26 protein-coding genes are annotated in these 26,323 nt (G+C 68.1%); 11 read left to right on the forward strand and 15 right to left on the reverse strand.

The features are described 5' to 3' along the window. Nucleotide 1: 1 nt before the first annotated feature. The gene (locus DX03_RS17290; RefSeq protein WP_038690709.1) at nt 2-1,972 is read right to left on the reverse strand and encodes a hybrid sensor histidine kinase/response regulator; all 1,971 of its coding nucleotides are present in this window, start codon (nt 1,970-1,972) and stop codon (nt 2-4) included. A 261-nt stretch (nt 1,973-2,233) separates the two neighbouring features. On the opposite strand from DX03_RS17290, the gene DX03_RS17295 reads away from it, so the two are divergent. Continuing rightward, nucleotides 2,234-2,803: a DUF3016 domain-containing protein gene (locus DX03_RS17295; protein ID WP_038690710.1), complete on the forward strand. Its 570-nt coding sequence runs from the start codon at nt 2,234-2,236 to the stop codon at nt 2,801-2,803. Between the two features lie 30 nt (nt 2,804-2,833). On the opposite strand, the gene alr is transcribed toward DX03_RS17295, so the two are convergent. Next, a complete protein-coding gene (alr, locus tag DX03_RS17300) occupies nt 2,834-3,910 on the reverse strand; it encodes an alanine racemase (RefSeq protein WP_038690711.1) in 1,077 nt (358 codons plus the stop codon). After that, entirely contained in the window at nt 3,889-5,199 is a 1,311-nt protein-coding gene (locus DX03_RS17305; RefSeq protein ID WP_038690712.1) for a D-amino acid dehydrogenase, read from the reverse strand. Before DX03_RS17305 ends, alr begins: the two co-directional genes overlap by 22 nt. Nucleotides 5,200-5,348: 149 nt before the next feature. On the opposite strand from DX03_RS17305, the gene DX03_RS17310 reads away from it, so the two are divergent. Then, nucleotides 5,349-5,828: a winged helix-turn-helix transcriptional regulator gene (locus DX03_RS17310; RefSeq protein ID WP_038690714.1), complete on the forward strand. Its 480-nt coding sequence runs from the start codon at nt 5,349-5,351 to the stop codon at nt 5,826-5,828. A gap of 67 nt (nt 5,829-5,895) precedes the next feature. On the opposite strand, the gene DX03_RS17315 is transcribed toward DX03_RS17310, so the two are convergent. Together DX03_RS17315 and DX03_RS17320 are read right to left on the reverse strand one after the other, a co-directional pair. Beyond that, nucleotides 5,896-6,063, reverse strand: coding sequence for a hypothetical protein (locus tag DX03_RS17315; protein WP_038690716.1), 168 nt, complete (start codon nt 6,061-6,063; stop codon nt 5,896-5,898). Between the two features lie 170 nt (nt 6,064-6,233). Then, nucleotides 6,234-6,650: a hypothetical protein gene (locus DX03_RS17320; protein ID WP_051598902.1), complete on the reverse strand. Its 417-nt coding sequence runs from the start codon at nt 6,648-6,650 to the stop codon at nt 6,234-6,236. 141 nt (nt 6,651-6,791) lie between these two features. Here DX03_RS17320 and msrB point away from each other — a divergent pair, with 141 nt between their 5' ends. From msrB to DX03_RS17345, 5 genes are all read left to right on the forward strand, one after another. Continuing rightward, nucleotides 6,792-7,259 (forward strand): peptide-methionine (R)-S-oxide reductase MsrB, encoded by a 468-nt coding sequence (gene msrB, locus DX03_RS17325; protein WP_038690718.1) that lies wholly within the window; start codon nt 6,792-6,794, stop codon nt 7,257-7,259. A gap of 92 nt (nt 7,260-7,351) precedes the next feature. Next, nucleotides 7,352-8,206, forward strand: coding sequence for a flagellar motor stator protein MotA (gene motA, locus DX03_RS17330; protein ID WP_038690720.1), 855 nt, complete (start codon nt 7,352-7,354; stop codon nt 8,204-8,206). 9 nt (nt 8,207-8,215) lie between these two features. Beyond that, nucleotides 8,216-9,160, forward strand: coding sequence for a flagellar motor protein MotB (motB, locus tag DX03_RS17335; RefSeq protein ID WP_038690722.1), 945 nt, complete (start codon nt 8,216-8,218; stop codon nt 9,158-9,160). A gap of 376 nt (nt 9,161-9,536) precedes the next feature. Beyond that, nucleotides 9,537-10,058, forward strand: a complete 522-nt coding sequence (locus DX03_RS17340; protein WP_038690724.1) for a hypothetical protein — start codon at nt 9,537-9,539, stop codon at nt 10,056-10,058. 14 nt (nt 10,059-10,072) lie between these two features. Then, nucleotides 10,073-10,348, forward strand: a complete 276-nt coding sequence (locus DX03_RS17345; RefSeq protein WP_038690726.1) for a DUF4031 domain-containing protein — start codon at nt 10,073-10,075, stop codon at nt 10,346-10,348. A gap of 117 nt (nt 10,349-10,465) precedes the next feature. On the opposite strand, the gene DX03_RS17350 is transcribed toward DX03_RS17345, so the two are convergent. Beyond that, complete coding sequence (locus DX03_RS17350) at nt 10,466-11,008, reverse strand: DUF6630 family protein (RefSeq protein ID WP_038692549.1); 543 nt, start codon at nt 11,006-11,008, stop codon at nt 10,466-10,468. Nucleotides 11,009-11,146: 138 nt separating this feature from the next. Between DX03_RS17350 and DX03_RS17355 the strand changes: the two genes are divergently transcribed. Further along, complete coding sequence (locus DX03_RS17355; RefSeq protein ID WP_038690728.1) at nt 11,147-11,398, forward strand: DUF3297 family protein; 252 nt, start codon at nt 11,147-11,149, stop codon at nt 11,396-11,398. 145 nt (nt 11,399-11,543) lie between these two features. On the opposite strand, the gene DX03_RS17360 is transcribed toward DX03_RS17355, so the two are convergent. The 4 genes from DX03_RS17360 to DX03_RS17375 all read right to left on the reverse strand — a co-directional run bounded on the left by DX03_RS17360 (nt 11,544) and on the right by DX03_RS17375 (nt 15,189). Beyond that, nucleotides 11,544-13,187, reverse strand: coding sequence for a Na+/H+ antiporter (locus DX03_RS17360; RefSeq protein ID WP_038690730.1), 1,644 nt, complete (start codon nt 13,185-13,187; stop codon nt 11,544-11,546). A 112-nt stretch (nt 13,188-13,299) separates the two neighbouring features. After that, nucleotides 13,300-13,950: an alpha/beta hydrolase gene (locus tag DX03_RS17365; protein ID WP_038690732.1), complete on the reverse strand. Its 651-nt coding sequence runs from the start codon at nt 13,948-13,950 to the stop codon at nt 13,300-13,302. Continuing rightward, nucleotides 13,947-14,741 (reverse strand): dioxygenase family protein, encoded by a 795-nt coding sequence (locus DX03_RS17370; RefSeq protein WP_038690734.1) that lies wholly within the window; start codon nt 14,739-14,741, stop codon nt 13,947-13,949. The genes DX03_RS17365 and DX03_RS17370 overlap by 4 nt, the downstream gene beginning before the upstream one ends. A gap of 37 nt (nt 14,742-14,778) precedes the next feature. Further along, on the reverse strand, nt 14,779-15,189 hold the full coding sequence (locus tag DX03_RS17375; protein WP_038690736.1) for a DoxX family protein: 411 nt from the start codon (nt 15,187-15,189) through the stop codon (nt 14,779-14,781). Between the two features lie 96 nt (nt 15,190-15,285). On the opposite strand from DX03_RS17375, the gene DX03_RS17380 reads away from it, so the two are divergent. Next, nucleotides 15,286-16,167, forward strand: coding sequence for a LysR family transcriptional regulator (locus tag DX03_RS17380; protein WP_038690738.1), 882 nt, complete (start codon nt 15,286-15,288; stop codon nt 16,165-16,167). A gap of 212 nt (nt 16,168-16,379) precedes the next feature. Here DX03_RS17380 and DX03_RS17385 read toward each other — a convergent pair whose 3' ends face one another. Beyond that, complete coding sequence (locus DX03_RS17385; protein ID WP_038690740.1) at nt 16,380-19,331, reverse strand: bifunctional diguanylate cyclase/phosphodiesterase; 2,952 nt, start codon at nt 19,329-19,331, stop codon at nt 16,380-16,382. A 298-nt stretch (nt 19,332-19,629) separates the two neighbouring features. Between DX03_RS17385 and DX03_RS17390 the strand changes: the two genes are divergently transcribed. After that, on the forward strand, nt 19,630-21,750 hold the full coding sequence (locus DX03_RS17390) for a M13 family metallopeptidase (protein WP_038690742.1): 2,121 nt from the start codon (nt 19,630-19,632) through the stop codon (nt 21,748-21,750). Nucleotides 21,751-21,962: 212 nt separating this feature from the next. On the opposite strand, the gene DX03_RS17395 is transcribed toward DX03_RS17390, so the two are convergent. Next, nucleotides 21,963-22,886 (reverse strand): oxygenase MpaB family protein, encoded by a 924-nt coding sequence (locus DX03_RS17395; protein ID WP_038690744.1) that lies wholly within the window; start codon nt 22,884-22,886, stop codon nt 21,963-21,965. Nucleotides 22,887-23,195: 309 nt separating this feature from the next. On the opposite strand from DX03_RS17395, the gene DX03_RS17400 reads away from it, so the two are divergent. Beyond that, entirely contained in the window at nt 23,196-23,810 is a 615-nt protein-coding gene (locus tag DX03_RS17400) for a hypothetical protein (RefSeq protein ID WP_038692551.1), read from the forward strand. A gap of 39 nt (nt 23,811-23,849) precedes the next feature. Here DX03_RS17400 and DX03_RS17405 read toward each other — a convergent pair whose 3' ends face one another. From DX03_RS17405 to DX03_RS17415, 3 genes are read right to left on the reverse strand one after another with little or no spacing between them, the layout of a single operon-like run. Next, nucleotides 23,850-24,194 (reverse strand): putative periplasmic lipoprotein, encoded by a 345-nt coding sequence (locus DX03_RS17405; RefSeq protein WP_038692553.1) that lies wholly within the window; start codon nt 24,192-24,194, stop codon nt 23,850-23,852. A 33-nt stretch (nt 24,195-24,227) separates the two neighbouring features. Further along, nucleotides 24,228-25,001: a LytR/AlgR family response regulator transcription factor gene (locus DX03_RS17410; RefSeq protein ID WP_038690746.1), complete on the reverse strand. Its 774-nt coding sequence runs from the start codon at nt 24,999-25,001 to the stop codon at nt 24,228-24,230. Beyond that, nucleotides 24,991-26,250 (reverse strand): sensor histidine kinase, encoded by a 1,260-nt coding sequence (locus DX03_RS17415; protein ID WP_038692555.1) that lies wholly within the window; start codon nt 26,248-26,250, stop codon nt 24,991-24,993. The genes DX03_RS17410 and DX03_RS17415 overlap by 11 nt, the downstream gene beginning before the upstream one ends. Nucleotides 26,251-26,323 lie beyond the last annotated feature (73 nt).

A 26,323-nucleotide genomic window follows, 5' to 3' on the forward strand; every position in this document is an offset into this window, starting at 1 on the left:
GTTACCGGCGCTGCTCGGCCAGTACGCTGCGCACGGCCGAGACCAGCTGGGCCACCGAATACGGCTTGGCCACATGCTCCTGGAACCCGGAGGCGAGCGCCCGCTTGCGGTCGTCGGCACGGGCCAGCGCGGTGACCGCCACCGCCGGCAGCACCTGCGCTTCCACGCCGATGTCCTCGCGTAGCGTCCGTACCAGGCCGTAACCGTCCATGCCAGGCATGCCGATGTCGGTCAGCAGCACGTCGATGCCTTCATGCCCGCCCCGGTCCAGCAGGGCCAGTGCCTCGCCCGCCGAGGCGGCCGCGGTGACTTCGGCGCCCTGCTCCTCCAACAGCCGGCGCAGGTATTCGAGCACTTCGGGCTGGTCTTCCACCGCCAGCAGGTGCAGGCCCTTGAGCGGGAACGGCTCGATCACCTGTTCCCCTATCGGGCCACTGAACACCTCGCGCAGCGGGCGGCCGTCGGCCTGCGGCTGGTAGCGCGGCAGGCGCACGGTGAACGTGGCGCCGTGGCCGGCACCCTCGCTGGTGGCCGCCACGGTGCCGCCGTGCAGCTCCACCAGCTGCTGCGCAATCGCCAGGCCCAGCCCGAGACCGCCATGGCGGCGGGTGGTGGTGCCATCGGCCTGGCGGAAGCGGCTGAACAGGTGGCGCAGGAATTCGGGGGCGATGCCGTCGCCGGTGTCGGCCACGCTGATCGACCAGTGGCCGCCATCGCTCGCCAGGGTGACGGCCACGGTGCCTTCGGCGGGGGTGAACTTGATCGCGTTGGACAACAGGTTCCACAGCACCTGCTGCAGCCGCGTGGCGTCGCCCAGCACCAGCGTGGGCTCGTCAGGCAGCGACAGGGTCATGTGCAGTGCCTTGCCTTCGGCCACCAGTTCCTGCGCCCGCATGGCTTCGGTCAGCTGCGCGCGCAGGTCCAGCACTTCCACTTCCAGCTGCACCTTGCCCAGCAGCATGCTGCTCAGGTCGAGCATGTCCGAGATCAGGCGCTTCTGCGCCATCGCACTGTTGGCGATCACGCCCAGGCCCTTGTACAGCGGGCTGGTGGCATCCACACGCTGCAGCAGCAGTTCGCTCCAGCCCAGGATGGTGGTCAGCGGGGTGCGCAGTTCGTGCGACAGCGTGGCCAGGAACTCGTCCTTGAGCCGCGCCATGTTTTCAGCGGCACTGCGCGCGGCGCGCTCGGACTGCAGCAGCTCCTCGCGCGCCATTTCAATTTCGCGGCGCTCGGTCACGTCCGGGCTGCTGCCGGCCAGGCCGATGAAGTGGCCCATGCGCGAGAACCGCGGGCGGGCATTCATTTCCAGCCAGCGCCATTGGCCATCGGCACGCAGGCCGCGCACCAGCGCATGCATCGACCGCTGCGCCTTCAGCGCTTCCTGCAGCTCGTAATCAAATACCGACGCGTCATCAGGATGGACCAGGCCCCGCCAGACGTTCTCGGGCACGCGCTGTTCGTCGCCGCCGAAGAACTCGCTGAAGGCGCTGTTGACGAAGCGCGCATGGCCCGCTTCGTCCAGTACCCACACCGGCATGGGCAGGCCATCGGCGAGCGCACTGAAGCGCGCTTCACTTTCCGCCAGTTCCACTTCGATCTGCTTGCGGCTGCTGACGTCGAAGAACACCACGGCCACCTGGTGGTCGCCCGGCTCGCCCACCCGCACCGCTTCCACCGAATACCAGCGGCCCAGCGCACGCGCTTCCAGTTCGAACTGCTGGGATTGGCCGGTGAGGGCCACCTGGCCGTAGATGCGGAACCAGTCCGGCTCGTGGTCCGGCTGCAGCGCGGTCATGCGCTGCCCGCGCGCGTTGGCCAGCCCGGTGTTGCGCTCGAAGGCGTCGTTGACCTCAAGGAAGCGGTAATCCACCGCCTTGTTGTCGTCGAACAGCACTTCGATCACGCAGAAGCCGGCGTTCATCTGCTCCAGCACGCTCCGGTACATCCCCGCGTGGGACGCAACTGTCATGAAAGAGGGGCGTTCAAGAGTGGAAGTAGGCAGGCTGGGCAAGGGCGTCAAGGGGGCAACTGGCGAAACAGAGGGACACAGCATCTTCCAGAGGGCGTATTCGTAGCGTCAAGCGCCATGGGTGGGATTGACGTGGCCGACGACGTAGGTGAATTGGCGGCAACCGCCGCAGCGGCTGACGCAATTGGCGATTGTCCCACCGGGTGATCAGGATCACACTGAAAACCTGATCCCGTCTGTGATCGTGATCGAGGAGTCGTCATGAACCGCAAACCGTTGGTGGCCGGTCTGTTGACCTGCCTGTTGGTGATCGGCAGCGCGAACGCCGCGGGGCCCCGTACCGTGACCGACCCCCAGGCGCCCCGTGCCCTGAGCGGCGATGGCCCGGTCAAGGTGTCGTGGACCGACCCGGCCCAGTTCACCGAGATCCGGCAAAGCACCAACCGCTTCGAAGCCCAGCGCGGCAACTGGGTCCAGCAGCTGGCTACCTACGTCCAGACCAGCGCCGGCAAGCAGCTGCAGCCGGGGCAGACGCTGGATGTGACCCTGACCGACATCAAACGCGCCGGTGACTACGAGCCGTGGCACGGGCCGCGCGGCAACGATATCCGCATCCTGCGCGACGTCTACCCGCCGCGCATCGCGCTGACCTTCACCCTCACCGATGCCCAGGGGCAGGTGCTGGCGCAGGGCGAGCGCAAGCTGTCCGACAGCGGCTACCTGCACAACATCGGCCTGCAACGCGATACCGACCCGCTGCGCTATGAGAAGCGGCTGGTGGATGACTGGGTCCGCCGCGACCTGCGCAGCGACGCCACCGCCAGCCGCTGACGGTGGCGCCACGCCGGGCGTGGCGCCCCCTCAGCCGCCCAGGTGCTGGTGCGGTACCCGCTTGACCGCGCACGGCAGCTGATAGGCGCTGACCCCGCACAGCGGCGCCAGCACATCCAGCCGCGGTGACTCACCCCACAGGGTCACCGTGCTGCCTACCCCGGCGTCGGGCAGGTCGGTGAGGTCCACGGTCAGCATGTCCATCGAGACCCGGCCGATCAGCGTGCCGGGCTGCCCGTCGATCTGCACCGGGGTGCCATTCGGGGCGAACTGCGGGTAGCCGTCGGCATACCCCAGGGCGACCACGCCCACCCGGGTGGGCCGCTGCGCGACGAACCGCGCGCCATAACCCACCGGTTCGCCGATGCCGATCTCACGCACGGCGAAGATTTTCGACTGCATGGTCATGACCGGGCGCAGCCGCTCGGTGAGCACCGAATGGGTGGGCAGCGGGTTGGCGCCGTACAGCATCAGCCCCGGTCGCACCCAATCGCTGCGGACGTCCGGCCAGCCCAGCAGGGCCGGCGAATTGCACAGGCTGGTCTCACCGGCCAGGCCGTCGATGGTGGCGGCGAACAGGTCGGCCTGCTCGCGGGTGCGCAGACTGTCCAGCTCGTCGGCGCGGGCCATGTGGCTCATCAGCACCATCGGCGCCACCTGCGGCAGCGCGCTCAGGCGGGCGTGCGCGGCGCGGAAGTCGGCCGGCGACAGGCCGAGGCGGTGCATGCCGCTGTCCAGCTTCAACCAGATCTTCAACAGGGCAGTGGTCTGGAAGGCCAGCACCGCCTCCACCTGCCACGGCGCGCCCACGGCGAACCACAGGTCGTGCTGCACGATCAGCGGCAGCTCGTCGGCGTCGAAGAAGCCTTCCAGCAGCACGATCGGCGTGGTGATGCCGGCCTGGCGCAGTTCCAGCGCCTCTTCGATGCAGGCCACGCCGAACGCGTCGGCCTGGCCCTGCAGCGCGCGCGCGCAGGCAATGGCGCCGTGGCCGTAGGCATCGGCCTTGATGGCCGCCAGGGTCTTGCGACCGCCGCCCAGTTCACGGGCAAGCTGGAAATTGGCGCGCAACGCGTCCAGGTCAATCAACGCGCGGGCTGGGCGCATGCTTTGGGCTCACTATGAACAACGGATGCGGCCGTGTGGCCGTAGCGGAAGATATCCAGGCCTTCGGTACTGATCTGCGGCTGGCGCGCGCTCATCAGGTCGGCCAGGTAACGGCCCGAACCGCAGGCCATGGTCCACCCCAGCGTGCCGTGGCCGGTGTTGAGGAACAGGTTGCGGTACGGGGTGGCGCCGATCACCGGGGTGCCATCGGGCGTGGCCGGGCGCAGGCCGGTCCAGAACTCGGCACGCGACAGGTCGCCGCCGTCCGGGTACAGGTCGCCCACCACTTTTTCCAGGGTGGCGCGGCGGCGCGGCGACAGCGACAGGTCGAACCCGCCCACTTCAGCCATCCCGCCCACGCGGATGCGGTCATCGAACCGGGTCACCGCCACCTTGTAGCTCTCGTCCAGGATGGTCGAGGTGGGGGCCATGGCCGGGTTGGTGATCGGCAGGGTCAGCGAGTAGCCCTTGAGCGGGTAGACCGGCAGGCGCAGGCCGAGCGGGTCCACCAGCGACGGCGAATAGCTGCCCAGCGCGACCACGTAGCGGTCGGCGGTTTCCAGCGTGCCGTCGATGCGCACGCCGGTGATGCGGTCGCCGTCGGTCTGCAGGCCGGCGATGTCCTGGTCGAAGCGGAACTCGACGCCGGCGTCCACGCACATCTGCGCCAGGCGCCGGGTGAACAGCTGGCAGTCGCCGGTCTGGTCGCGCGGCAGCCACAGCGCGCCGACCAGTTTGTCGGCGACCCCGGCCAGGGCCGGCTCGTGGGCGATGATGCCGTCGCGGTCGAGCACCTTGTAGGGCACCCCGTACTGGGCCAGCACTTCGATGTCCTGCGCCGAGGCGTCCAGCTGCTGCTGGGTGCGGAACAGCTGGGTGGTGCCCAGGTCGCGGCCTTCGAATTCGATACCGGTCTGCTCGCGCAGCTCGTTCAGGCAGTCGCGGCTGTACTCGGACATGCGCACCATGCGCGCCTTGTTGATGGCATAACGCTCATGGGTGCAATTGCGCAGCATCTGCGCCAGCCACAGGTACTGGCGCCAGTCCAGGCCGGGGCGGATGGCCAGCGGCGCATGTTCGGAGAACAGCCACTTGACCGCCTTGAGCGGCACGCCCGGCGCGGCCCACGGCGAGGTGTAGCCGAACGACAGCTGGCCGGCGTTGGCGAAACTGGTTTCCAGCGCCGGACCGGGCTGGCGGTCCACGACCGTGACTTCAAACCCGGCCTGCCGCAGGTACCAGGCACTGGTGGTGCCGATGACGCCGCTGCCAAGGACTAGAACGCGCATGTAGCTTCTCCGACCCGATCATTCCCTGCACTGGAGCGTGCCGGGACCATAATTGCGGAAGTATATTCCGGCCAAACCAAGCTTTTGCCCTGTTTTTAGGAGCGATGACAGGATATTGTCGCGCCAACCCCCATGCCTGGATGACGCCGATGGCCGTGCGCCCCCGCGAACTGGACAAGATCGACCGCAAGATCCTGCGCATCCTGCAGGACGAAGGCCGCATTTCCTTTACCGAACTGGGCGAACGGGTGGGTCTGTCGACCACGCCCTGCACCGAACGGGTGCGGCGGCTGGAACGCGATGGGGCCATCACCGGCTACTACGCCAAGCTCGACCCGCACTACCTCAAGGCCAGCCTGCTGGTGTTCGTGGAGATCAGCCTGGCCTACAAGTCCGGCGACATCTTCGAGGAATTCCGCCGCGCGGCCCTGAAGCTGCCCAATGTGCTGGAGTGCCACCTGGTGTCGGGCGATTTCGACTACCTGCTCAAGGCGCGCATCAGCGAGATGGCGTCGTACCGCAAGCTGCTCGGCAGCACCCTGCTGACCCTGCCGCACGTGCGCGAATCCAAGAGCTACATCGTGATGGAAGAGGTGAAGGAAACGCTGACCCTGCCGATCCCGGATTGAACCGGGGCATTGAATGCAGAAGGCGGCGCGCTTGCGCGCACCGCCTGTGGTCATGCAATCCCGCGCGTCAGCGCTGTTGTTTGGAATCGGGGTGACGCTGGTCCGGCTGCTTGCCCTTCTGGCTCTGCTGGTCCCACTGTTGCTGGTTCTGCTGTCCGGCCTTCTGGTGCTGTTGCTGACTGCCCTGCTGTTCCTGCGGCATCTTGCCGCCTTTCTGGTTCTGCTGGTTGGTCATGATTGCACTCTTCTGGAAAACCCTTCGGAATACGCCGCGTTCCGGCGCACGCAAAGGGTCGCGCGAAAACGGTTAAACACAGGCGAAAAAGCGGTGAGATGGCGCGTTGATGCAGCTGACTGTGCGGCGTGGTTTGTGCACCGTTCATGCGCTGCACCAGTGCACGCCGCTTACGGTCGAATCTGCTGCCCATCGCCACTGGGAATGGCGTCGTAGTACTTGCCAGTGCGGGTATCGAGCACCCGGTTCGGCCCGACCTGTTTGGCGCCGGGAATGATCCGCCCGTGGCGGTCATACACCTTGGGCTGCAGGGCGGGGCCCTGGATCGGTTGCGTCGGGCCGGTACCCCGGGCCTCGATGGGATGACTGCGCAGTTGCTGCTGGACCTGGCTGTTGGATTTCACCGGCGCCATCTGCCCGGACAGGCTGTCCACCGGCGCAGGGCGCACCGGAGTGGGCAGCGGCGCCGGCGGCGCCACCACCACCGGGCGGGTCGCGGTGGGATTGGGCGGCGGACCGATCTGGGCCATGCCGATGGCCGGCAGCATCAGGCCCAGCGCGGTGGCGAAGCGGACGTGGCGGGACATGGCAGGCTCCGGCGGGGTGGGTTACTGCACCTTGCACCCATGCAGGTATCAGCACCATGAACGCGCCTGGATCGCCGGGGCGTCGGCTTGAAGCCCGCGATCCCGGCCCAATCTTGAACCCACCCCCGCGAGGAACCGCCGATGACCGCCTTCGATCTCTCTCCCCCCAGCGACGCCCAGCGCGACGCCCTGGTGGCCGGCCTCAGCGCCGACGAACGCCGGGTGCTGCTTCAGCACGGCACTGAAGCGCCGTTCTGCGGCGTGTTCCTGGACAACAAGCAGGACGGCGTCTATGGCTGCCGCCTGTGTGGACTGCCGTTGTTCCGGTCCAGCACCAAATTCGACTCCGGCACTGGCTGGCCCAGCTTCTTCGCCCCGTTCGACCCGGCCCACGTGCGCGAGATCCGCGACATCAGCCACGGCATGGTCCGCACGGAAATCGTCTGCGCGCGGTGTGACAGCCATCTCGGCCATGTGTTCCCCGATGGCCCGCCGCCGACCCACGAGCGGCACTGCCTGAACTCGGTCTCGCTGTCGTTCACCCCGAACGGACAGGCGTATCCGGATCTGCTGCAGCGCGGCGGGGCCGAGGCCCAACCGGCCGGCTGAATCTGCAAAAGTGTGACATTGAGCGAACGGTCCCCTTCAGAAAACCGGGAACGGGGCCGACATGGAGGTATCCCCTACTCCGCGCCGGCCCCATGCTCATCATCGTTGGATTCCTCATCGTCATCATCAGCGTGCTCGGCGGCTACATCGGCGCGCACGGCAAGCTGGCTGCCTTATGGCAGCCCTATGAGCTGGTCATCATCGGCGGCGCGGCACTGGGCGCGTTCCTGGTCGGCACCCCGTTCAAGACCGTCAAGCAGACCCTGAAGGCCACCGTGGGCGTGTTCAAGGGCCCGGCCTACAAGCAGCAGGACTACATCGACGTCCTGAGCCTGCTCTACGAACTGCTCAACAAGGCCCGCCGCGAAGGCTTCATGGCGCTGGAAGACCATGTGGAGCGCCCGGCCGAAAGCAGCATCTTCGCCAACTACCCCAAGGTGCAGGCAGACCACCACCTGGTCGACTTCATCACCGACTGCCTGCGCCTGATGATCGGCAGCAACATCGAGCCGCACGAGCTGGAGCCGCTGCTGGAGCTGGAGCTGGAAAAGCACCATGCCGAAGCGATGCAGCCCTCGGCGGTGCTCAACAAGGTGTCCGACGGCCTGCCCGGTTTCGGCATCGTGGCCGCGGTGCTGGGCATCGTGATCACCATGGGCTCGATCGGCGGGGAAATCACCGAAGTGGGCGCGCACGTCGCCGGCGCGCTGGTCGGTACCTTCCTGGGCATCCTGCTGGCCTACGGTTTCGTCAGCCCGCTGGCCGCGGCGGTGGAAGCGCGCGCCGAGCAGGACAGCCGCATCTATGAGTCGGTGAAGACCGCGCTGCTGGCCTGCCTGCGCGGCTACAACCCGAAGATCGCGCTGGAGTTCGCCCGCAAGACCCTGCCTTCGAACGTGCGCCCGGGCTTCAGCGCCTTCGAGCAGCACCTCAAGACGGTCAAGTAAGGCACCCCCATGGCCGAGAACAAACCCACCGTCATCGTCCGCCGGGTCAAGAAGGCCGGCCACGCTGCCCACCATGGCGGCGCCTGGAAAGTGGCCTACGCCGACTTCGTCACCGCGATGATGGCGTTCTTCCTGGTGCTGTGGCTGATGGCGGCCACCACCAAGCCCGAGCGCGCGGCCATTTCCGAGTACTTCCGCAACCCCAGTCCGCTGGTTGGGCAGAGCTCCACCCCGGCGCCCGGCATGGCCGGTCCGGGCGGGGCCAGCACCTCGATGATCAAGCTGGGCGGCGCCACCGACATCTCGCGCGGCAACAGCAACGACCCGTTCCAGTCCCAGCAGACCGCCAAGCCGATCCCGCAGACCGAACGCGAGCGCGAGCAGCAGCAACTGGAAGCGCTGAAACGGGAGCTGGAAGAGGCCATCAGCAAGAGCCAGGCGCTGGAGCCGTTCAAGGACCAGCTGCTGCTGGACCTGACCCCGGAAGGCCTGCGCATCCAGATCGTGGACAAGCAGAACCGCCCGATGTTCGACATGGGCAGCGCAGCGCTCAAGCCGTACACCCGCGAAATCCTGCGCGAGCTGTCGCAGTTCATCAACCACGTGCCGAACCGGATCAGCATCACCGGCCACACCGACACCACCGCTTACAACGCGGTGCACGGCTACAGCAACTGGGAGCTCAGCGCCGACCGCGCCAACGCCGCCCGGCGTGCGTTGCTGGACGGTGGCATGACCGAAGAGAAGGTGACCCGGGTGGTCGGCCTGTCCTCCTCGGTGCTGTTCGACAAGGCCCAACCGGACAACCCGATCAACCGCCGCATCAGCATCGTGGTGATGACCAAGGCGGCCGAAGCGGCGGCCCTGGCCGGTGCCGGACAGGAAGTCGCGTTGTCGCCCACCACCGGCGACGCCGACATCCACGCCGCACAGGCGCCAGCGGCGACGCCCTGACCGGCGGCCGGTCGGGGGTCGGTCAGTCGTGCGGGCCGGTCGGAGGGCCGCACGGCCGGTCGGTGCGCGCCACGTTCGGTTGATGCCTGCACGCCCAGACGATGCACGCCTCGCACGCTGGTAGGGTCGCGCCCCAGCCGACTGCACGCGCATGGGCAGCGTTCGATAGGGGCATGACCTTCAACGGAATGACCGCTTCCAGACGCCATGTCGTTGGAGGCCATGCGTCCCCGGGCGCGGACAGGCTACCGGCAGTCGGTTGGGACCCGACCCTACCGCGGTGGGCCGCATTCGATGGGGGCATGACCGCAATGGCCGACGTCTGCGGCCAACCCCCATTACAATGGGGTCTTTCCACGTACAGATAGATCCCACCATGTCCAAGCAGTCCAAGGCCAAGCGCGACAAGCGCAAGAAGCTGCAGCCCAAGCGCCCGATCAACCGCCTCAACGCCCAGCAGCAGGTGCAGAACCACGCCGTGCTGACCAACGAAGAGGGCCAGGTCGTGGCCGCGATCGGCCTGCAGGGCACCGAATGGCTGCTGGCCATCGGCGGCCAGACCATGGGCAACGCCGACAACCCGATCCCGATGCTGGCCATGCTCAAGCACCTGTCCAACGTGCAGGAAAAGGAAGGCCGCAAGGTCAACCTGGAATACTCGAGCCAGCTGCAGCAGCTGATCGACGACCTGGCCGCCGACGAAGGCAAGACCGCCGACGAGTACCTGACCCAGCTGGTGTCCGAGTTTGAAGGCGTGGAAGGCGAAGAAGGCGAAGAAGGCGAAGACGCCGAAACCGCTGCCGACGCCAGCGAAGACGCCCCGGTGGCAGACGAGGCCGGCACCGATGCCGCCGCCGACGCCACCCCGGCCGCCAGCGACGACAAGCCGCAGGCCTGAGCCACGGCCACCCGGTGACGGTCTATATCGACGATGCGGTCCACCCCTGGCGCGGCGAGCGCTGGGCGCATCTGATGGCCGACACCCTGCCCGAGCTGCACGCCATGGCGGCGCAGCTCGGGATTCCCCGACGGGCGTTCCAGAACCGCCCCAGCGGCGCGCATTACGACGTCCCCGCCCCGCTTCGCCTTCAGGCGATCGAACGCGGCGCACAGGCCATCTCGCGGCACACCGACCGCGCGCTGGTCAAAGCCGTCATCGCCAACGCGCGAAGCCAATACCAGGGGTAGGTGCCGACCGTTGGTCGGCAGATCCCTGCCCCGCGCCCGGTGAATGCCCGCCGTTGATCGGCAAACGCATTACCCGCGCCGGCAGGTGCCGACCGTTTGTCGGCACACCAGCACCCCTCAGAACGGGTCCGACCCCGGCCGCACTTCCACGCCCAGCAGCGAGCACAACGCCAGCATGGCGTCATCGTCGCGGTTGAGCGCCATCCAGCCGGCCAGGCCGCCATTGCCCGTATCCACGCTCCACAGCGCGTAGTTGTGCTCGCGCAGGCGGTCGTGCGCGGTGGCCATCAGCGCCGGTGCATCGGTGGCGGCCGCGAAATCCTCATCGTCCAGGTCGCCACCCCAGTCCAGCTGCAGGTTCCAGCGCGCCGCCAGCTCATTGATCGCCGACACCAGCGCATCGGGGTCCTCACGGTCCACCTCGAACCCCGACTGCCAGGCAATGGCGGCCATCAGCGGCGGCAGCCAGTCGGCTTCTTCGTCGATCTCCTCGCCGCTTTCCAGCAGCGCCTCGCGCCAGCGGTTGAACTGCTGCAGCGCCAGCTCGTCATCGCCCGGGTTGATCAGCACGAACAGGTTCCAGATCCGCGCCTCGAAGTCGTCTTCGTCGAAATCGCGCTCGTCTTCTTCGAAGTCGAAATAATCGCTGTTGTCAGGCATGACCGGCATTTCCTTGAGGCAGGCGGGCATTCTGCCGTGCAGCGGCGTTGGCAGGAAGCGAAATTCGGCGTGGGCCGCGTCGCGGTTTATCCTGTGCGCCTGGAAGATGGCCGTGGTGGCCATCACAACTGAATGCCCATGAGCGATACCCCTCCCGATCACCTGGCGATCAACCCGACCAGCCCCTTCCACGATGCCGCCGCCCTGGAGCGCGGGGTGGGCATCCGTTTCAACGAGGTCGAGCGCGACAACGTTGAAGAGTATTCGGTCAGCGAAGGCTGGATCCGCGTGCAGGCCGGCAAGGCCCGCGACCGCCGTGGCAACCCGATGACCATCAAGATCAAGGGCACCGTGGTGGCGTATTACCTGGATCAGAAAACCGACGCGTGATCCGCGTTGATGGCCGGCCCCCCGCGGCCGGTCGCCGGGTAGAGCCACCCCATGGGTGGCTGTGTTCCGGGTCAGGCGTACCTCATGTACCCGGCATCGCGACAGCCACCCATGGGGTGGCCCTACCGGTCGAACGGGCCACGGTTCAATCGCGTTGGCGGGTTTCCAGCAGGTCCAGGTTGCGGATCAGCTTGCGCGAGACCTCGTCGGAAATGGTGCCGCGCCGGGTCAACCGGAACAGCTCCTCGCGCTCGGCGGTCAGACCGGCGCCGCGCAACTGGCGGTAGCCCTGCTCCATGCGCTGCACCTTTTCCGGGTCCGCATCCGGGCCGTCGTCCTTCTCAAGATTGCGCTGGTACAGCAGGCTCACCCGTGAGGCGGCGTCGTTGTAGAGCTGCACGTTCTCGGTGGTCTGGTTCTGCACCAGCTGCTGGCGCATGCGCTCCACCCCGGCCAGCGCCGCCTTGGACGCCAGCCGCCGGGCCAGATCCTCGGCCTTGCGCTCGCCCGAATCGGCCGGCAGCTCCAACCCCTTCAGCAACCGCGGCAATGCCACGCTGGCGCCCACCAGCGACACCAGGATCACCGCCGCCGCCAGGAAGATCACCAGATCGCGCGCCGGGAAGGCACTGCCATCGGGCAGGAACAGCGGCAGGGTGAGCACGCCGGCCAGGGTGATCGCACCGCGCACGCCGGCCACCGAGGTGGCCACCACGATCCGCCACGACGTGCCCGGCCGCGCTTCACCGCGGTGACGCGCCCGCAGCACGCTCCAGCGCAGCGACAGCCACACCCAGGCCAGGCGCAGCAGCACCAGCGCCAGGTTGATCACCACCACGTACACCAGCAGCCACCACGCGCTGTGGTGGCCGCTCTCGCTGACTGTCTTGATCGCACGTTCGACGATGCCCGGCAGCTGTTCGCCCAGCAGCACGAACATGATGCCGTTGAAGCTGAACTGCAGCATTCCCCACACGGCCGCGCGTTGCACGCGCATGCTGCCCGACACCCGGCCGGTGAGCTCGACGTAGCTCATGGTGATGCCCGCCGCCACCGCGGCCAGAATGCCCGACGCGTTGGCCTCTTCGGCCAGCAGGTAGGCGGCGAACGGAATCAGCAGGTTGACCAGCAGCGCTGCACCGGGCTCCTCGCCGAAGCGCCGCCACAGCCAGCGCTGGAAGGTCGACACGCCCAGGGTGACGGCCGCGCCGATCGCCACGCCGGCCAGCGCCACCCACAGGAAGGTGAGCGATGCGGTGGCCAGCGAGAAGCTGCCGGTCATCACCGCGGCCACGGCAAAGCGGAAGCAGACCAGGCCGGACGCATCGTTCAACAGCGACTCGCCTTCCAGGATGTGCATCAGCCGCTTGGGAATGGGCGCGCGTGCAGCGATCGATCCGACCGCCACCGGGTCGGTGGGCGAGATGATCGCCGCCAGGGCGAAGGCCACCGCCAGCGGCATCACCGGAATCATCCAGTGGATCAGGAAGCCGGCACCGATCACGGTGAACACCACCAGGCCGAACGCCAGCTCCAGGATCACGCCCTTGTCGCGGAACAGGCCCTGCTTGGGAATGCGCCAGCCGTCCAGGAACAGCAGCGGCGGCAGGAACAGCAGGAAGAACATCTCCGGTTCCAGCGCGTGGCCACGGTTGAACACCCCGGCAATGACCGCGCCCAGGCCGATCTGCACCAACGGCAGCGGCAACGACAGCGGCAACACCCGGACCAGGTAGCCGCTGGCGACCACGGCCACCAGCATCGCCAGGACGACTTCAATGGTATGCATGCATTTTCCAGTGGACGGCGCGAGGGGGGGAGGCTGCGGGCAGCCAGGCGCCGGAAACTGCAAAAAAACTACCACACCCATCCACCTGCGCGAACGCCGGGCCTGCCGCGGCTCAGTGGCGGGACAGCAGCTCGCGCGCGGTCCACGCGTTGAAATCGGCCTGCATCGCAGCCGTCAGCGTGTGGTCGGCCGGGTAGCCGTGCAATGCGTGGTCCACGCCCAGCGCCTGCAGCCGCGCCGCTGCAGCGGTGGCCAGCGCGAACGGCAGCTTGCTGTCCTGCTCACCGTGCAGGATCAACCCGCGCACGCCACGCGTGGCGATGTCGGCGGGAACGTGCGGTGCGATTTCCGGCAGGATGCGCCCGGACAGGATCGCGAACCGGCGCGCCACCTGCGGCGCGGTGAGCGACACGCTGGCACTCAGGATGCCGCCCTGGCTGAAGCCGGCCACCAGCGTGTGCGCGGCATCCACGCCGTGCTCTGCCTGCAATGCGCGCACGTAGTCGATAAGCAGCAGACGGCTGGCCTCGGCCTGCGCCGGGTCGATCACCGGCCCCTGCGCGCCGAACTGCACGGTGAACCAGCCGAACGCATCCGCCCCGAACGCCAGCGGCGCGCGCGGCAGCACCACCTGCAGGCGCTTATCCAGCCCGTCCGCCAGTGCCTGCAGCGAACGCTCGTTGCTGCCCACGCCATGCAGCAGCACCACCAGCCCGTGCGCCGGGCCGGTGGCAGGGCGCGCCACGGCGTGCAGCGTGCTCATGCCGCGGCCCCGTCGAAGCGGTAGATGTCCATCGCCAGGAACCCCGCATCGATACCCGCATCGATGCGCTGCGCACCCAGCGTCTCACTCCCGGCAGCGCCCATGGCCACATGCAGCGGCTGCAGGTGCTCGTCGGTCGGGTGCGCCTGCGCTGCGTGCGGCGCGCGGGCACGGTAGTCGAGCAGCGCGGCGGTGTCGTCCTCCTGCAGGCGCTGTTCGACCCAGCCGATGAAGGGACGCACGTAGGGCGCTTCCTTGCCGTCCTGGTAGTTGCCCCAGTCGTGCAGGTTGTGGGTGATGCTGCCGGAGCCGATCACCAGCACGCCCTGCTCGCGCAGCGGTGCCAGTGCGCGGCCCAGCGCGAACTGGTGGGCCGGCCCCAGCAGCGGCTGGATCGCCAGCGGCACCACCGGAATGTCGGCCTGCGGGTACAGGAAGCGCAGCGGCACCCAGGCGCCGTGGTCGAGGCCGCGTTTGGGGTCCAGCGCGGTCGGCAGCCCGGCCGCCGCCAGCCGCGCGGCGATCTCGTCGGCCAGGGCCGGGTCGCCCGGGGCCGGGTACTGCAGGTCGAACAGCGCCTGCGGGAAGCCGCCGAAATCGTGGATGGTGGGCGGTTGCGCGTGTGCGCCCACTGCCGGCTGGTGGGTCAGCCAGTGCGCCGAGGCCATCACGATGGCGCGCGGGCGCGGCAACTGCGCGGCCAGCGCCGCGAGGCGTTCGCCGACCAGACCGGGGTGGAGCGCGGTCATCGGCGAACCATGGGAGATGTACAGCGAAGGCAGACGGGACATCACAGGCTCCAAGGAAGGATCAACGACGGTGCAGTGCTCAGCGCGAGGCGAGCGTCCACTTGCCATCGCCGATGCAGAACAGCACCAGCAGCGCCAGCGCCCAGAACGCCGGGTATTCCCAGCCGCCGCCGGCGTTGGCGAAGCTGAAGCCGTTGGCGCCGTGCACGCTCACGATGGTGCCCAGCAGCAGCGGCACGCCCAGCAGCCCCACCCACCGCGCGTACACGCCCAGCAGCAGCGCCGCGGCAAGGGTGAGCTCCAGCACGAGGGCGACGTAACCGAGTGCGCCGGGCAGGCCCAGCGACTGGAAGTACGCCGCGGTGCCGGCCGGGGTGAACACCAGCAGTTTGGTCAGGCCATGCACCAGGAACAGCGCGCCCAGGCCCCAGCGCAGCAGGGTGGCGCCGACAGGGGCGAGCGCGGAAACACGGAGAGCGGTGGTAGGCATGGGACACCTCGCGGACTAGGATGGCGACAGGTTATTGCGCTCAGCCGTGGCGATAAATACGATCAGACGACGCTGTTTATTACAGGATCTGAAACAATGGATACCCTCGACGCGATGCGTGTGTTCGTGGCGGTGGTGGAACGCAACGGCTTCAGCGCGGCCGCCCAGGCCTTGGATATGTCCACCGCCGGGGTCACCCGGCAGATCGCCGCGCTGGAAAAGCGCCTGTCCACGCGCCTGCTCAACCGCACCACGCGCCGGGTAAGCCCCACCAGCACCGGCGCGGCCTACTACGCGCAATGCGTGCAGCTGCTGGCCCAGTTCGACGCACTGGAAGCAGGCATCGGCGCGCAGGCGCTGGAACCGTCGGGGCTGCTGCGGGTCAACGCCCCGGTCAGCTACGGCATCGGCCGGCTGGGACCGCTGCTGGCCGGCTACCGCGCGCGCTACCCGCAGGTGCAGCTGGACCTGTCGCTGTCCGACCGCCTGGTGGACATGGTGGAAGAAGGCTACGACGTGGCCATCCGAATCACCCGCCAACCCAACCCGGCGCTGATCGCACGCAAGCTGGCCGACACCCACATCACCCTGTGTGCCGCCCCCGCCTACCTGGACGCCCACGGCCGCCCGCAACAGCCCGACGACCTGTCCGACCACGAATGCCTGGGCTACAGCTACTGGGGCGGCGGCGACAGCTGGCAACTGCGCGGCCCGCGCGGCGAGGTGTCGGTGCCGGTGCACGGCGGCCTGCGCGCCAACAACGGCGACGTGCTGCGCGAGGCCGCGTTGGCCGGCATGGGCATCATCCTGCAGCCGGACTTCCTGATTGCCGACGCGCTGGCCGACGGCCGCCTGGAACGCCTGCTGCCGGAGTGGGAGATCGCGCCGATCAGCATTTTCGCCGTCTACACCAGCCGCAACCATCTGGCCCCGAAGGTGCGCAGCTTCATTGATTATCTGGTGGAGGCGTTGGGGTGACGGCGGGCGTTTGCGTGTAGAGCAGCCGGGCAGAGCCCGGCGCTACGGGGTGACGGCCGCCGAAAACACGCGTCGGGCGCTGGCAGCCGGGCAGAGCCCGGCGCTACGGGATGATGGCGGCCGAAAATACGCATCGTGCGCTGGCAACCGGGCAGAGCCCGACGGCATGAGTTGGTAATGCGTAGCGCCGGGCTCTGCCCGGCTGCCTTGCATCAGGTGGCCTCGGCGGTTTCCAACCGCGCGATCACCTCGACCAGCGGCGAGGGGCGGCCCAGCAGGTAACCCTGCACCTGGTCGCAGCCGTGCGCGGCCAGCCACTGATGCTGGCCCGGCGTTTCCACGCCCTCGGCGATCACCGTCAGGCCCATGCTGTGACCCAGCGACAACAGCGCGCGGCAGATCGATGCATTGCGCGGATTGGTTTCCACATCGGAAACGAAACTGCGGTCGATCTTCAGGATGTCCAGCGGCAGGTGCTGCAGGTAGGACATGTTGGAATACCCGGTGCCGAAGTCGTCCAGCGAAATGCACACGCCCTGCTCGTGCAGCCGCTGCATCGTCTGCTTGGCCTGGGCCGGCTTGCGCATCAGGCTGCTCTCGGTCAGCTCCACCTGCAACGCGCCGCGCTCCAGCCCGAACTCCTGCGTTGCGCGTGCGAATTCGGCCACCAGGTCGCTGTTGAAGAACTGCACCGCCGACACGTTCACCGCGATCGGCAACGGCCAGCCTGCATCGGCCAACCGCCGCTGCGCCTGCGCCGCCGCCCGGATCACCCAGCGCCCCAACGCCAGGATCAACCCGGTGTCTTCGCACAACTGGATGAACTCGCCCGGCGGAATGAAACTGCCGTCGGCCTGCGGCCAGCGCAGCAATGCCTCCAACGCCGCCGGCGTACCGTCGCTGGCGTGGCAGATCGGCTGGTAGTACAGCTCGAACTCGGTGTCGATCGCGCTGTGGATGCGCCCGGCCAGGCGCAGCCGCTCGGCCAGCCGCGAACTCACCGTGGTGTCGAACCAGGCAATCACACTGCCCTCGTCACGCGCGGCGTGCGCGGCCTGTGCGGCCATGCCGATCAGCTGTTCGGCCGGCACGTTGTCACCGTCGAACTTCACCGCCACGCCGATCCGCGGCTCGAACTGGTGCAGCCAGTCCTGTCCGCGCACCGGCTCCGATACCGTCTGCACCAGCGTATCCAGCGCCGTCTGGCGCTCGTGGTCGTCGCGGATGGCGAAGATGAAATCTTCCGCCGGCTGGAATGCCAGCAGGCCATAGCGCGTGCCCAGCCCGCCGAGGCGCTTGGCCATGGCCTGCAGCACCACATCGCCCACTTCGCGACCCAGCGTATCGGCCACCAGCTGCAGCCCGCGGAACTGCACGTAGGCGATGGTGTAGCCGCCGCCCTCCTCGTCCAGCTGCGCGGCCAGCGCGCGCGTATTGAGCAGGCCGGTGGCCGGGTTGTGGGTGGCGTGATACGCCAGGTCACGCTCGTAGGCCAGCCGCTCGCTGATGTCCTCGGCCAGCACCAGGCAGGCCTGGCGCCCGTCGAAATCCAGCCGCGACAGATGCGCGCGCACCTCGAACAGGGTGCCGTCCTTGCGCCGGTGCACGCGTACCTGCGCGTCCTGTGCATCGCCGATGGTGGCGCGCGAAATCGCGCCGCGGATTTCGTCCCAGCCTTCGCGCGGGCGGATGTCCAGGATGCTCATCGACAGGAACTCGTCGCGGCTGTAGCCGTACTGCTTCACCGCTGCTTCGTTGACCTCCATGAAGCGCAGTGTGTCCGGGTCGAACACCCAGAACGGGGCGGGATTGCGGTCGAACAGCAGCCGGAACTGACGCTCAGCCTGCTGCACGCGGGCCAGCGCCTGCACGCGTTCGCTCACATCGGTGAGCGCGCCGATCATGTGCCGCTGCCGGTCCGCCACCGCCACCCGCTGGCCGCGCGCCGACACCCAGCGCACCGTGCCACCGGGCAGCACCACCCGGAACATTTCATCCAGCACGCCGTTGCCGGCGAAGGCGTTGTCGAAGGCCAGCTGCATGCGCTCGGCATCCTCGCGGTGCACCCGCGCGAAGAACGCGGCCACCGGCAGGCTTTCAGTCTCGATGCCGAAGATCTCCCGCGCCAGCGGCGACCAGCGCAGCTGCGAGGCATCCTCGTCCACGTACCACGTGCATACCTTGCCGACCTGGTGGGCCATCAGCAGCTCGGCGTGGCCGGTGCGCAGTTCCTCGGTGAGCGCATCCTGGCTGCGGGTGGCACGGCGCACGCTCACAAACACCAGCGCGAACACACCCCAGTACAACAAGTACAGCGCCACCGATGCCTGCACGTAGGGCCACCACGGGGCCAGCACGTCCGCGCGGCCCAACCCGGCGTACACCGCGATGGGGTACTGACCCAACGTGGTGAGCGTGGAAATCCGCTCGATGTTGTCGATGGCGCTGGTTTCAACGCCCAGCGGCACCACGGCGTCGCGGCGCAGCATCTCGCGCTTGCCGAGCCCGAAACGTTGCCCGGTGAGGCCCACGGTGTCCGGGCTGCGCGCCAGCACGTAGCCCTGCGCATCGGTGATCGAGATGACGCCCTGGTCGCCGGTGTCCATGCCACCGATGATCGATTGCAGCTCGCTGGTGTGCAGCCGGCTCAGCAGCCAGCGGTCGTCGCCCATGCGCAAGGCCAGCGGCAGCACCCAGCGCTGCGCATTGCGCTGCTGCGGCGGCCCCAGGTAGAGCCGGCTGTCGCTGCCGCGATTGGTATCCACGGCCCACAGCGGCAGGTACAGGTCGCCGCTGCCACTGGTCAGTGCGCGGCCGTACTGGTCCACCACCACGATGCTGTCCAGCTCGGCATGCCGCTGCAGTACCCCGCCGATGGCGTCGTCCAGCAGGTCCGGCGCCTGCATCGGGACCCGCTCGAACAGCAATGCGCCGTCCTCGGCGATGCCCAGGATGGCCCGCTCCAGGTTGCGCAGCTCCAGCCGCAGCAGGCGCTGCGATCCGGTGGCCAACGCCGCGCTCTGGCGCTGCGCGGCTTCCTGGCGGCGCTGGTAATCGTTGGCCAGCGTCAGCGCCAGCCCAACGGCCAGCAGCACGCCCAGGCTGACGCCCAGCCACACGATCGTGCGCAATGGCCGCGCCAAGGCGCGGTTCAACGCGGGCATTGCCGACCTCTCCCGCTGCGATGGGCTGACTTCATGCGTAAACGCTTCCTGGTTTCCCCAAACCTGAGCGGCCGAAGCCCGGGATTCTTGACCTCTGCGTCGCCCCGCCGTGCCTGCACGCGGGCGCGCCCCGAATCCTGTCTGCCAGCATGCACCAGCGCGTGCAGCACGGGAAGAGCCACGGCGGCGGGCGGCGCGGAAAACGGCCACGCTTGGCACAGCCAGGCACGGCTGCAGCGGCAACCCACCCCGTCCCCGGGGGATTAGACTTGGGGTTTCCCCGTTGCCTGAGAAGTCCATGTCCACGCTGCGCCGCCCTACCCTGATGCTTGCCATCGCCGCCAGCCTGTCGCTGGGCCTGAGCGCCTGCGACCGTGAGCCGGCCGCCCCCGTCGCCACCGCGCCGGACAGCCCCGCCGCGGCACCGGCCGCGCCCAAGCCGCAGCTGGGCAGCTTCGGCTTCGATGCGACCGGCATGGACCGCAGCGTCGCCGCCGGTGACGACTTCTTCGGCTTTGCCAACGGCAGCTGGGTGAAGAACACCGAGATCCCGGCCGACCGCTCCAGCTACGGCAGCTTCAATGTCATTGCCGAGAAGACCCTGGCCGACACCCGCGCCATCCTTGAAGGCGCCGCCGCCGACACCAAGGCCAGTGGCGAGGCCAAGCTGATTGGCGACTACTACGCCGCATTCATGGACGAAGCCGGCATCGAGTCGCGTGGCGTGGCCGCGGTGAAGCCGGAACTGGACGCGATCGGCGGCATCGCCGACAAGGCCGCGCTGGCCACCACCCTGGGTGGCACCCTGCGCGCCGACGTCGACCTGCTGAATGCGACCAACTTCTACACCGACCGCCTGTTCGGCGTATGGGTGTCGGTGGACCTGCTGCAGCCGGACCGCAATGCGCCGTACCTGGTGCAGGGTGGCCTGGGCCTGCCCGACCGCGACTTCTACCTGCAGGGCGGCCGCATGGCCGAGCTGCGCAAGCAGTACCAGGCCTACATCGCCCAGGTGCTGCAGTTGGCCGGCGTTGCCGACCCGGCGGCCAAGGCGCAGCGCATCCTGGCGCTGGAGACCAAGATCGCCCAGGCCCACGCCACCCAGGAAGAAACCAATGATGTGGCCAAGGGCGCCAATGCCTGGAAGCAGGCCGACCTGAACGCCAAGGCGCCGGGCATGGACTGGGCCGCGTTCCTGGCCGGTGCCAAGTTGGGCGAGCAGCAGGACTTCATCGTGTGGCAGCCCAAGGCCGTGGCCGGCATCTCGCGCCTGGTGGCCACCGAGCCGCTGGATGTGTGGAAGGACTACCTGGCCTTCCACGCGCTGGACCGCGCCGCGCCGTACCTGCCCAAGACCTTCGCCGATGCGCGCTTCGCCTTCCACGGCACCACCTTGAACGGCACCCCGCAGCAGAGCGAACGCTGGAAGCGCGCGGTGGATGACAGCAACCACGCCGTCGGCGAGGCCATCGGCAAGCTGTATGTGGAACGCCACTTCGACCCGGCCACCAAGGCCCGCGCCGATGAGATGGCCAAGAACATCATCGCTGCCTTCGCCAAGCGCATCGACGCGCTGGCGTGGATGTCGCCGCAGACCAAGGCACACGCCAAGGCCAAGGTGGCCGGGCTGACCGTGGGCATGGGCTACCCGGACACCTGGCGCGACTACAGCGGCCTGGAGATCAAGCGCGACGACGCACTGGGCAATGCCGAGCGCGCCGAGCAGTTCGAGTACCAGCGCAACATCGCCAAGCTGGGCAAGCCGGTCGACCACGGCGAGTGGGCGATGCTGCCGCAGACCATCAACGCGATGAACGTGCCGCTGGAAAACCGCCTGGTGTTCCCGGCCGCGATCCTGCAGCCGCCGTTCTTCGATGGTGCTGCCGACGACGCGGTGAACTACGGCGCGATCGGTGCGGTGATCGGCCATGAGATCAGCCACGGCTTCGACAATGCCGGTGCGCTGTTCGATGAAACCGGCAAGCTCCACAACTGGTGGACGGCCGATGACCTGAAGAAGTTCAACGCCGCCGGCGATGCGCTGGCCGCGCAGTTCAGCAGCTACCAGCCGTTCCCGGGCGTGTCGGTCAACGGCCGCCTGACCCTGGGCGAGAACATCGCCGACGTGGCCGGCCTGGCCACCGCCTACGACGCCTACCAGCTGTCGCTGCAGGGCAAGCCGGGCCAGACCCTGGAAGGCTTCAGCCCGGACCAGCGGTTCTTCCTGGGCTTTGCCCAGGCCTGGCGCAGCAAGGCGCGCGAGCAGGCCCTGCGCAACTCGCTGCTGACCAACGTGCACGCACCGGGCCAGTTCCGCGCGCTCACCGTGCGCAACCTGGACGCGTGGTACCCGGCGTTCGAGGTCAAGGAAGGCCAGAAGCTGTACCTGGCCCCGGACAAGCGGGTCAAGGTGTGGTGATCGGTGTCACCGCGCGACGGTGACACCTGAAAACGGGCGCTTCGGCGCCCGTTTTCGCGTCTGGGGGCGCGGTGAACAGCCGGCGCGCATCGGCGTGGTGTTGAACGCCCGGTAGAGCCGACCGTTGGTCGGCTGCCCTCCGCGACACCCCACGCACACCCGCACGCCAATCCGGGCCGTGCGGCGATGGCGCAGCCGACCAACGGTCGGCTCTACGGGGGAGGCCACTCGGCCAGCACGCTGGCCGGCAGGCCCATCCGCGCGCAGGCACGCGGGGCCAGACCATCCTGCAGCGCGCGCCGGAACAACGGCGTCATCGCGCGCAGCACGCGGGCGGACGTGCGTGCCTGCGCGCGTTGCATTGCCGTGCGTTCCAGCATCGCCTCGGCCCAGTCCGGCAACAACGCCGCACCCGCGCCCAGGAACAGCTCACGCGACAATCCGGCCATCGGCACCGGCAGGCGGATGCCCGACAACACCCCCAGCACTTCGCGCGAGCGCCCATCGAACCGAAGCTGCGGCAGCTGCCGGGCGAAGTACGCGTCCACCTCCGCTTCAGACGCGGGCACCTGGGTGGCGCCCAGTGCCTCGGCAACGCGCTTGTACTCGCGGTAATACTGGTCGGCCACCGCACCGGGCACCTCGCGGCAGTAGCGCCGGCAGCCTTGCAGGAAACCGTAGGCCTCGGTCACGTGGACCCAGGTGAGCAAGGCCGGATCATCGGCTGAATACGCGCGGCCGTCGGCACTGTGCCCGCGCACCTGCGCGTGAATGCGCGTGACCTTGGCCACCAGCGCATCCACCTCGGCGCTGGGCGCATAGGTGGTGCCGGCCACGAAGGCCGTGGTGCGACGCAGCCGTCCGACCAGGTCGTCGCGGAAGTTGGAGTGGTCGTACACCCCGGCCAGGGCCAGCGGGTGCAGGGTCTGCAGCATCAAGGCACACAGGCCGCCGGCGAGCATGCCGGGGAATTCCGAATGCACCCGCCAGGTCGCGCTGTGCGGCCCGAACCAGCCCGGATCGCCCTGCGGGTGGTCGTACTCGATGCCGCTCTGGCCGCGGGGGAAGGCGCCCAGCACCCAACGCCGGATGGGCGCGGTGACAGGCTGGGAAAGACGGTGCAGCAACGGCGGCATCTCGGGGGTCCAATCGGGCGGAGGCGACGGCAGTCTGCGCGGTCGGGGCCGATTCTGGCCGATCCCGGCGCCCCCGGGGAGCCCCTGCGCTTAACCGGCGTTCGATGTGCAGGTGCAGCATGATTTTACCTGCGACATCTTGTCGCACGCTGCGATGGCGATGATGCACCGCATCAGGCCACCCGCATTCAGAAATATCAGCCCGGTGGCTTCGCATTTCCCCCATTGCACGACCCGCTGGAAGTGCTAGAACTGAATCCGCCTCACGTTCGTCCAATGCGCTGCCGCACGTTCCAGAAGGAGCACGTCATGATCGCTTTGTTCAAGGGTTTGGGTTTGCTGTTGCAGGACAACGAGCTGTACAACAGCCCGTTCGAAAAACAGGTCGCGCATTGGCGTAACAAGAGCGAGCAGCAGATCCGCGAGGAAGTGGCGGTGCTGGCCAAGGCCAAGGGCCAGTGGCTGATGGCCTCGATCGTCGGCTGGCAGGCCGCTTCGCTGCTGATCCTGGGCCTGATCTCCAACTATCTGTGGAAAGACGATTTCCATATCACCTTCACCCGCGTGGTGATCGTGTTCGGCTCGTGGATTTCCATCCTGTTCGTGATCTGGTTCATGGCCAACATGTTCGACCACACGGCCGGTTTCGAGCGCTGGATGAAGGCCTTCAACAGCCGCGCCCGCATCACCTCCGACGCCGACAGCGTGGAATGCGTGGCCGAAGCGCTGGACATGGCCCAGCACTATCCCGACGTGCTGGACTACAAGCAGGCCGTCACCGCGCGCCGCGAGCTTCGCCACGAAGACATCCGCATCATGCGCGAGATCGGTCGGATGCAGCAGCACACCGAGCTGGTGGGCCAGCTCAACCATGTGGGCGAGCAGGACAACCGCAGCAACCTGCACCTGCAACCCGCATTCTGACCAACCCGGAAAGTGGGGGGAGCCACAATGCCACCGTGATCACTCACGGTGGCATTGTTCTTTGGGCTGCTCGCTGACGCACTGGTTGAAGCCGGTGGGCAACCCGGCCATCTGTTCGGTCTTGCCGACCGCCACGGCCAGCCGGTGCAGCGGCGGTTTGGTGCACGCCGCGTCCTTGCTGCAGGTGGGATCAAGCAGCAGGTAGTGGCAGGTTCCACTGCTGCTGGCGATGCACTCGAAGTGCGCCACGCCGTCCACCAGGGTGCTCTTGCTGTACAGCGCATCCACGCCGTTGGCACGGATGCGGGTCACCGAGGTGTTGCTGGACTGCTGGCACCCGGCCAGCAGCAGTACGGCGACGCACAGGGGCAGGAAAGTACGCATGATCACTCCAGGAAAAATGAGGGCCTGCTCTGGCTACATGCCCCGGAACAAGCTCATGAACGGTTGACTGACATTGAGTACTTCGGCCCGGTGTTTCAGACGCAGCTGGCCGCGCCCGGTATCGTCGCGGCTCACCGCCGCCACCGCTTTCATGTTCACGATGGTGGAACGATGCACCTGGCGGAAACGCTGCGGGTCCAGCACGTCCAGCAGCTCGCGCAGCGGCGTGCGCAGCAGGCTTTCGCCCTGCTCGGTGACCACCGTGGTGTACTTGCTGTCGGCACGGAAATACAGCACGTCTTCGAGCATGATCAGCTGGGTGTCGCGGCCGTTGCTGGCGGTGATCCAGGCCAGCGGCGGCGCGCTGCTGGGCGCGCTGCCGCCCTGCCCCAGACGCTGCAGCAGCTGCTCCAGCATGGCGTTGTCCGGCCGGCCCTGCTGCATGCGCGCCAGGATGCGCTCGCGCGTGGCCAGCAGGCGCTCATCGCTGACCGGCTTGAGCAGGTAGTCCATCGCGCCCTGTTCGAAGGCGTCGATGGCGTACTGGTCGTAGGCGGTCACGAACACCACCTGGGTGCGCGGGCTGATCTCGGGCAGCGCACGTGCCACGTCGATGCCGGTGATGCCGGGCATGCGGATGTCCAGGAAGGCCAGGTCCGGCTTCAACTCGGCCAGCCGTTCCAGCGCGCACGCACCGTCTTCGCATTCGGCCACCAGCCGCAGCTCCGGCCACAGCCGTTGCAGCTGCGCCACCAGCGACTGCCGCAGCAGGTCTTCGTCTTCGGCGATCAGGGCATCAAGCTGCATGGACGGCCTCGCGCGCATCGCGCGGCAGGGTGATGGTGGCGGCGACGCCGCTGGGGAAGTTGGACACGATGGCGACGCCGGCGCGGTCGCCGCAGGTCAGACGCAGGCGTTCGCGCAGGTTCTTCAAGCCGATGCCGGTGCCGCTGGTGCCCTGGCCGAACCCCAGCCCGTCGTCGGCAACGGTGAGGGTGACATGGTCATCGAAGGCGCGCGCGATGATCCACACCGTGCCGCCACCCGGCTTGGGCTCCAGGCCATGCTTGATGGCGTTTTCCACCAGCGTCTGCAGCGCCATCGACGGCAGCGGCAGGCCGGTCAGTGCCGGCGGCACGTCAACCTGCAGCGCCAGCCGCGCGCCCATGCGGATCTTGAGGATTTCCAGGTAGGCCTGGGTGCGTTCCAGCTCCACGCCCAGCGTGGACATGGACTCCTCCACGCTGGGCAGCGAGCTGCGCAGGTACTGGATGAGATGTCCCAGCATCTGGTCGGCGCGCGGCGGGTCGGTACGGGTCAGCACCTGTGCGTTGGCCAGCGTGTTGTACAGGAAATGCGGTTCCACCTGGGCATGCAGCAGGTTGAGCTTGGCTACCGACAGTTCCTTCTCGGTGGCGGTCTGTTCGGCCGCGGCCTGCTCATCGCGGCGCTGCTCGGACACCCGCCGGGTGATGGCGCGGGTAACCGCTTCGGCATTCTCGAAGTTGCTGCCCTCATCCACGGCCAGCAGGTCGGCCCAGACCCCCGCGTCGGGTTCGAACAGCAGGGTCACGCTGCTGGTGCCCTGCCCCGGGGTGACCGTGGCCAGCACGCTGTTGCGGCGGATCGCCAGCCGTGCCGGCAGGTTCCAGCGCGAGGGCGGGCGGCCGTTGTAGGGATCCACGCGGCGCACGTAGGCGCGCACCTGCAGGCTGCCGGCGGCGCTTTCGATGTCTTCCACGCGGGGCAGCTCGGCGATGGCCTTTTCCAGCAGCGCGAAGGCCGGGCCGGCATCCATCGGCAGTTCGATCTGGCGGCGCTGGCGGCTGGACAGGGTGGTGCCGTCCAGGCGCCCGGCGATCAACCAGACCCGGCGGATGTGGGTGATGCAGCTGCCGATGGCGGTGACCGCCAGGAACATGGCCAGCAGCCCGAAGACCCAACCGGGGCCATCGTCCATGCCGCTGAAGATGCCACTCCAGACGAAGCCGGCCACGATGATGGCGACGGCCCAGGCCAACAGGATGCGAAGGATCAGTGCGAGGCTGGCGAACACGGCGGCGTCTTCACGATGGGATGGGCCGAGCATAGCCCTGCCGCCGGCCAGGACAAGCGGCATGCGACGAAGG

The sequence above is a fragment of the Stenotrophomonas rhizophila genome (assembly GCF_000661955.1).
GTDB classification, from domain to species: Bacteria; Pseudomonadota; Gammaproteobacteria; order Xanthomonadales; family Xanthomonadaceae; genus Stenotrophomonas; species Stenotrophomonas rhizophila.

Excerpts from the sequence above, each read along its gene's own strand:
- DX03_RS17290 (WP_038690709.1), bottom strand. The coding sequence starts at position 1,972 with ATGACAGTTGCGTCCCACGCGGGGATGTACCGGAGCGTGCTGGAGCAG.
- DX03_RS17295 (WP_038690710.1), top strand. The coding sequence starts at position 2,234 with ATGAACCGCAAACCGTTGGTGGCCGGTCTGTTGACCTGCCTGTTGGTG.
- alr (WP_038690711.1), bottom strand. The coding sequence starts at position 3,910 with ATGCGCCCAGCCCGCGCGTTGATTGACCTGGACGCGTTGCGCGCCAAT.
- DX03_RS17305 (WP_038690712.1), bottom strand. The coding sequence starts at position 5,199 with ATGCGCGTTCTAGTCCTTGGCAGCGGCGTCATCGGCACCACCAGTGCC.
- DX03_RS17310 (WP_038690714.1), top strand. The coding sequence starts at position 5,349 with ATGGCCGTGCGCCCCCGCGAACTGGACAAGATCGACCGCAAGATCCTG.
- DX03_RS17315 (WP_038690716.1), bottom strand. The coding sequence starts at position 6,063 with ATGACCAACCAGCAGAACCAGAAAGGCGGCAAGATGCCGCAGGAACAG.
- DX03_RS17320 (WP_051598902.1), bottom strand. The coding sequence starts at position 6,650 with ATGTCCCGCCACGTCCGCTTCGCCACCGCGCTGGGCCTGATGCTGCCG.
- msrB (WP_038690718.1), top strand. The coding sequence starts at position 6,792 with ATGACCGCCTTCGATCTCTCTCCCCCCAGCGACGCCCAGCGCGACGCC.
- motA (WP_038690720.1), top strand. The coding sequence starts at position 7,352 with ATGCTCATCATCGTTGGATTCCTCATCGTCATCATCAGCGTGCTCGGC.
- motB (WP_038690722.1), top strand. The coding sequence starts at position 8,216 with ATGGCCGAGAACAAACCCACCGTCATCGTCCGCCGGGTCAAGAAGGCC.
- DX03_RS17340 (WP_038690724.1), top strand. The coding sequence starts at position 9,537 with ATGTCCAAGCAGTCCAAGGCCAAGCGCGACAAGCGCAAGAAGCTGCAG.
- DX03_RS17350 (WP_038692549.1), bottom strand. The coding sequence starts at position 11,008 with ATGCCTGACAACAGCGATTATTTCGACTTCGAAGAAGACGAGCGCGAT.
- DX03_RS17355 (WP_038690728.1), top strand. The coding sequence starts at position 11,147 with ATGAGCGATACCCCTCCCGATCACCTGGCGATCAACCCGACCAGCCCC.
- DX03_RS17360 (WP_038690730.1), bottom strand. The coding sequence starts at position 13,187 with ATGCATACCATTGAAGTCGTCCTGGCGATGCTGGTGGCCGTGGTCGCC.
- DX03_RS17365 (WP_038690732.1), bottom strand. The coding sequence starts at position 13,950 with ATGAGCACGCTGCACGCCGTGGCGCGCCCTGCCACCGGCCCGGCGCAC.
- DX03_RS17370 (WP_038690734.1), bottom strand. The coding sequence starts at position 14,741 with ATGTCCCGTCTGCCTTCGCTGTACATCTCCCATGGTTCGCCGATGACC.
- DX03_RS17375 (WP_038690736.1), bottom strand. The coding sequence starts at position 15,189 with ATGCCTACCACCGCTCTCCGTGTTTCCGCGCTCGCCCCTGTCGGCGCC.
- DX03_RS17380 (WP_038690738.1), top strand. The coding sequence starts at position 15,286 with ATGGATACCCTCGACGCGATGCGTGTGTTCGTGGCGGTGGTGGAACGC.
- DX03_RS17385 (WP_038690740.1), bottom strand. The coding sequence starts at position 19,331 with ATGCCCGCGTTGAACCGCGCCTTGGCGCGGCCATTGCGCACGATCGTG.
- DX03_RS17390 (WP_038690742.1), top strand. The coding sequence starts at position 19,630 with ATGTCCACGCTGCGCCGCCCTACCCTGATGCTTGCCATCGCCGCCAGC.
- DX03_RS17395 (WP_038690744.1), bottom strand. The coding sequence starts at position 22,886 with ATGCCGCCGTTGCTGCACCGTCTTTCCCAGCCTGTCACCGCGCCCATC.
- DX03_RS17400 (WP_038692551.1), top strand. The coding sequence starts at position 23,196 with ATGATCGCTTTGTTCAAGGGTTTGGGTTTGCTGTTGCAGGACAACGAG.
- DX03_RS17405 (WP_038692553.1), bottom strand. The coding sequence starts at position 24,194 with ATGCGTACTTTCCTGCCCCTGTGCGTCGCCGTACTGCTGCTGGCCGGG.
- DX03_RS17410 (WP_038690746.1), bottom strand. The coding sequence starts at position 25,001 with ATGCAGCTTGATGCCCTGATCGCCGAAGACGAAGACCTGCTGCGGCAG.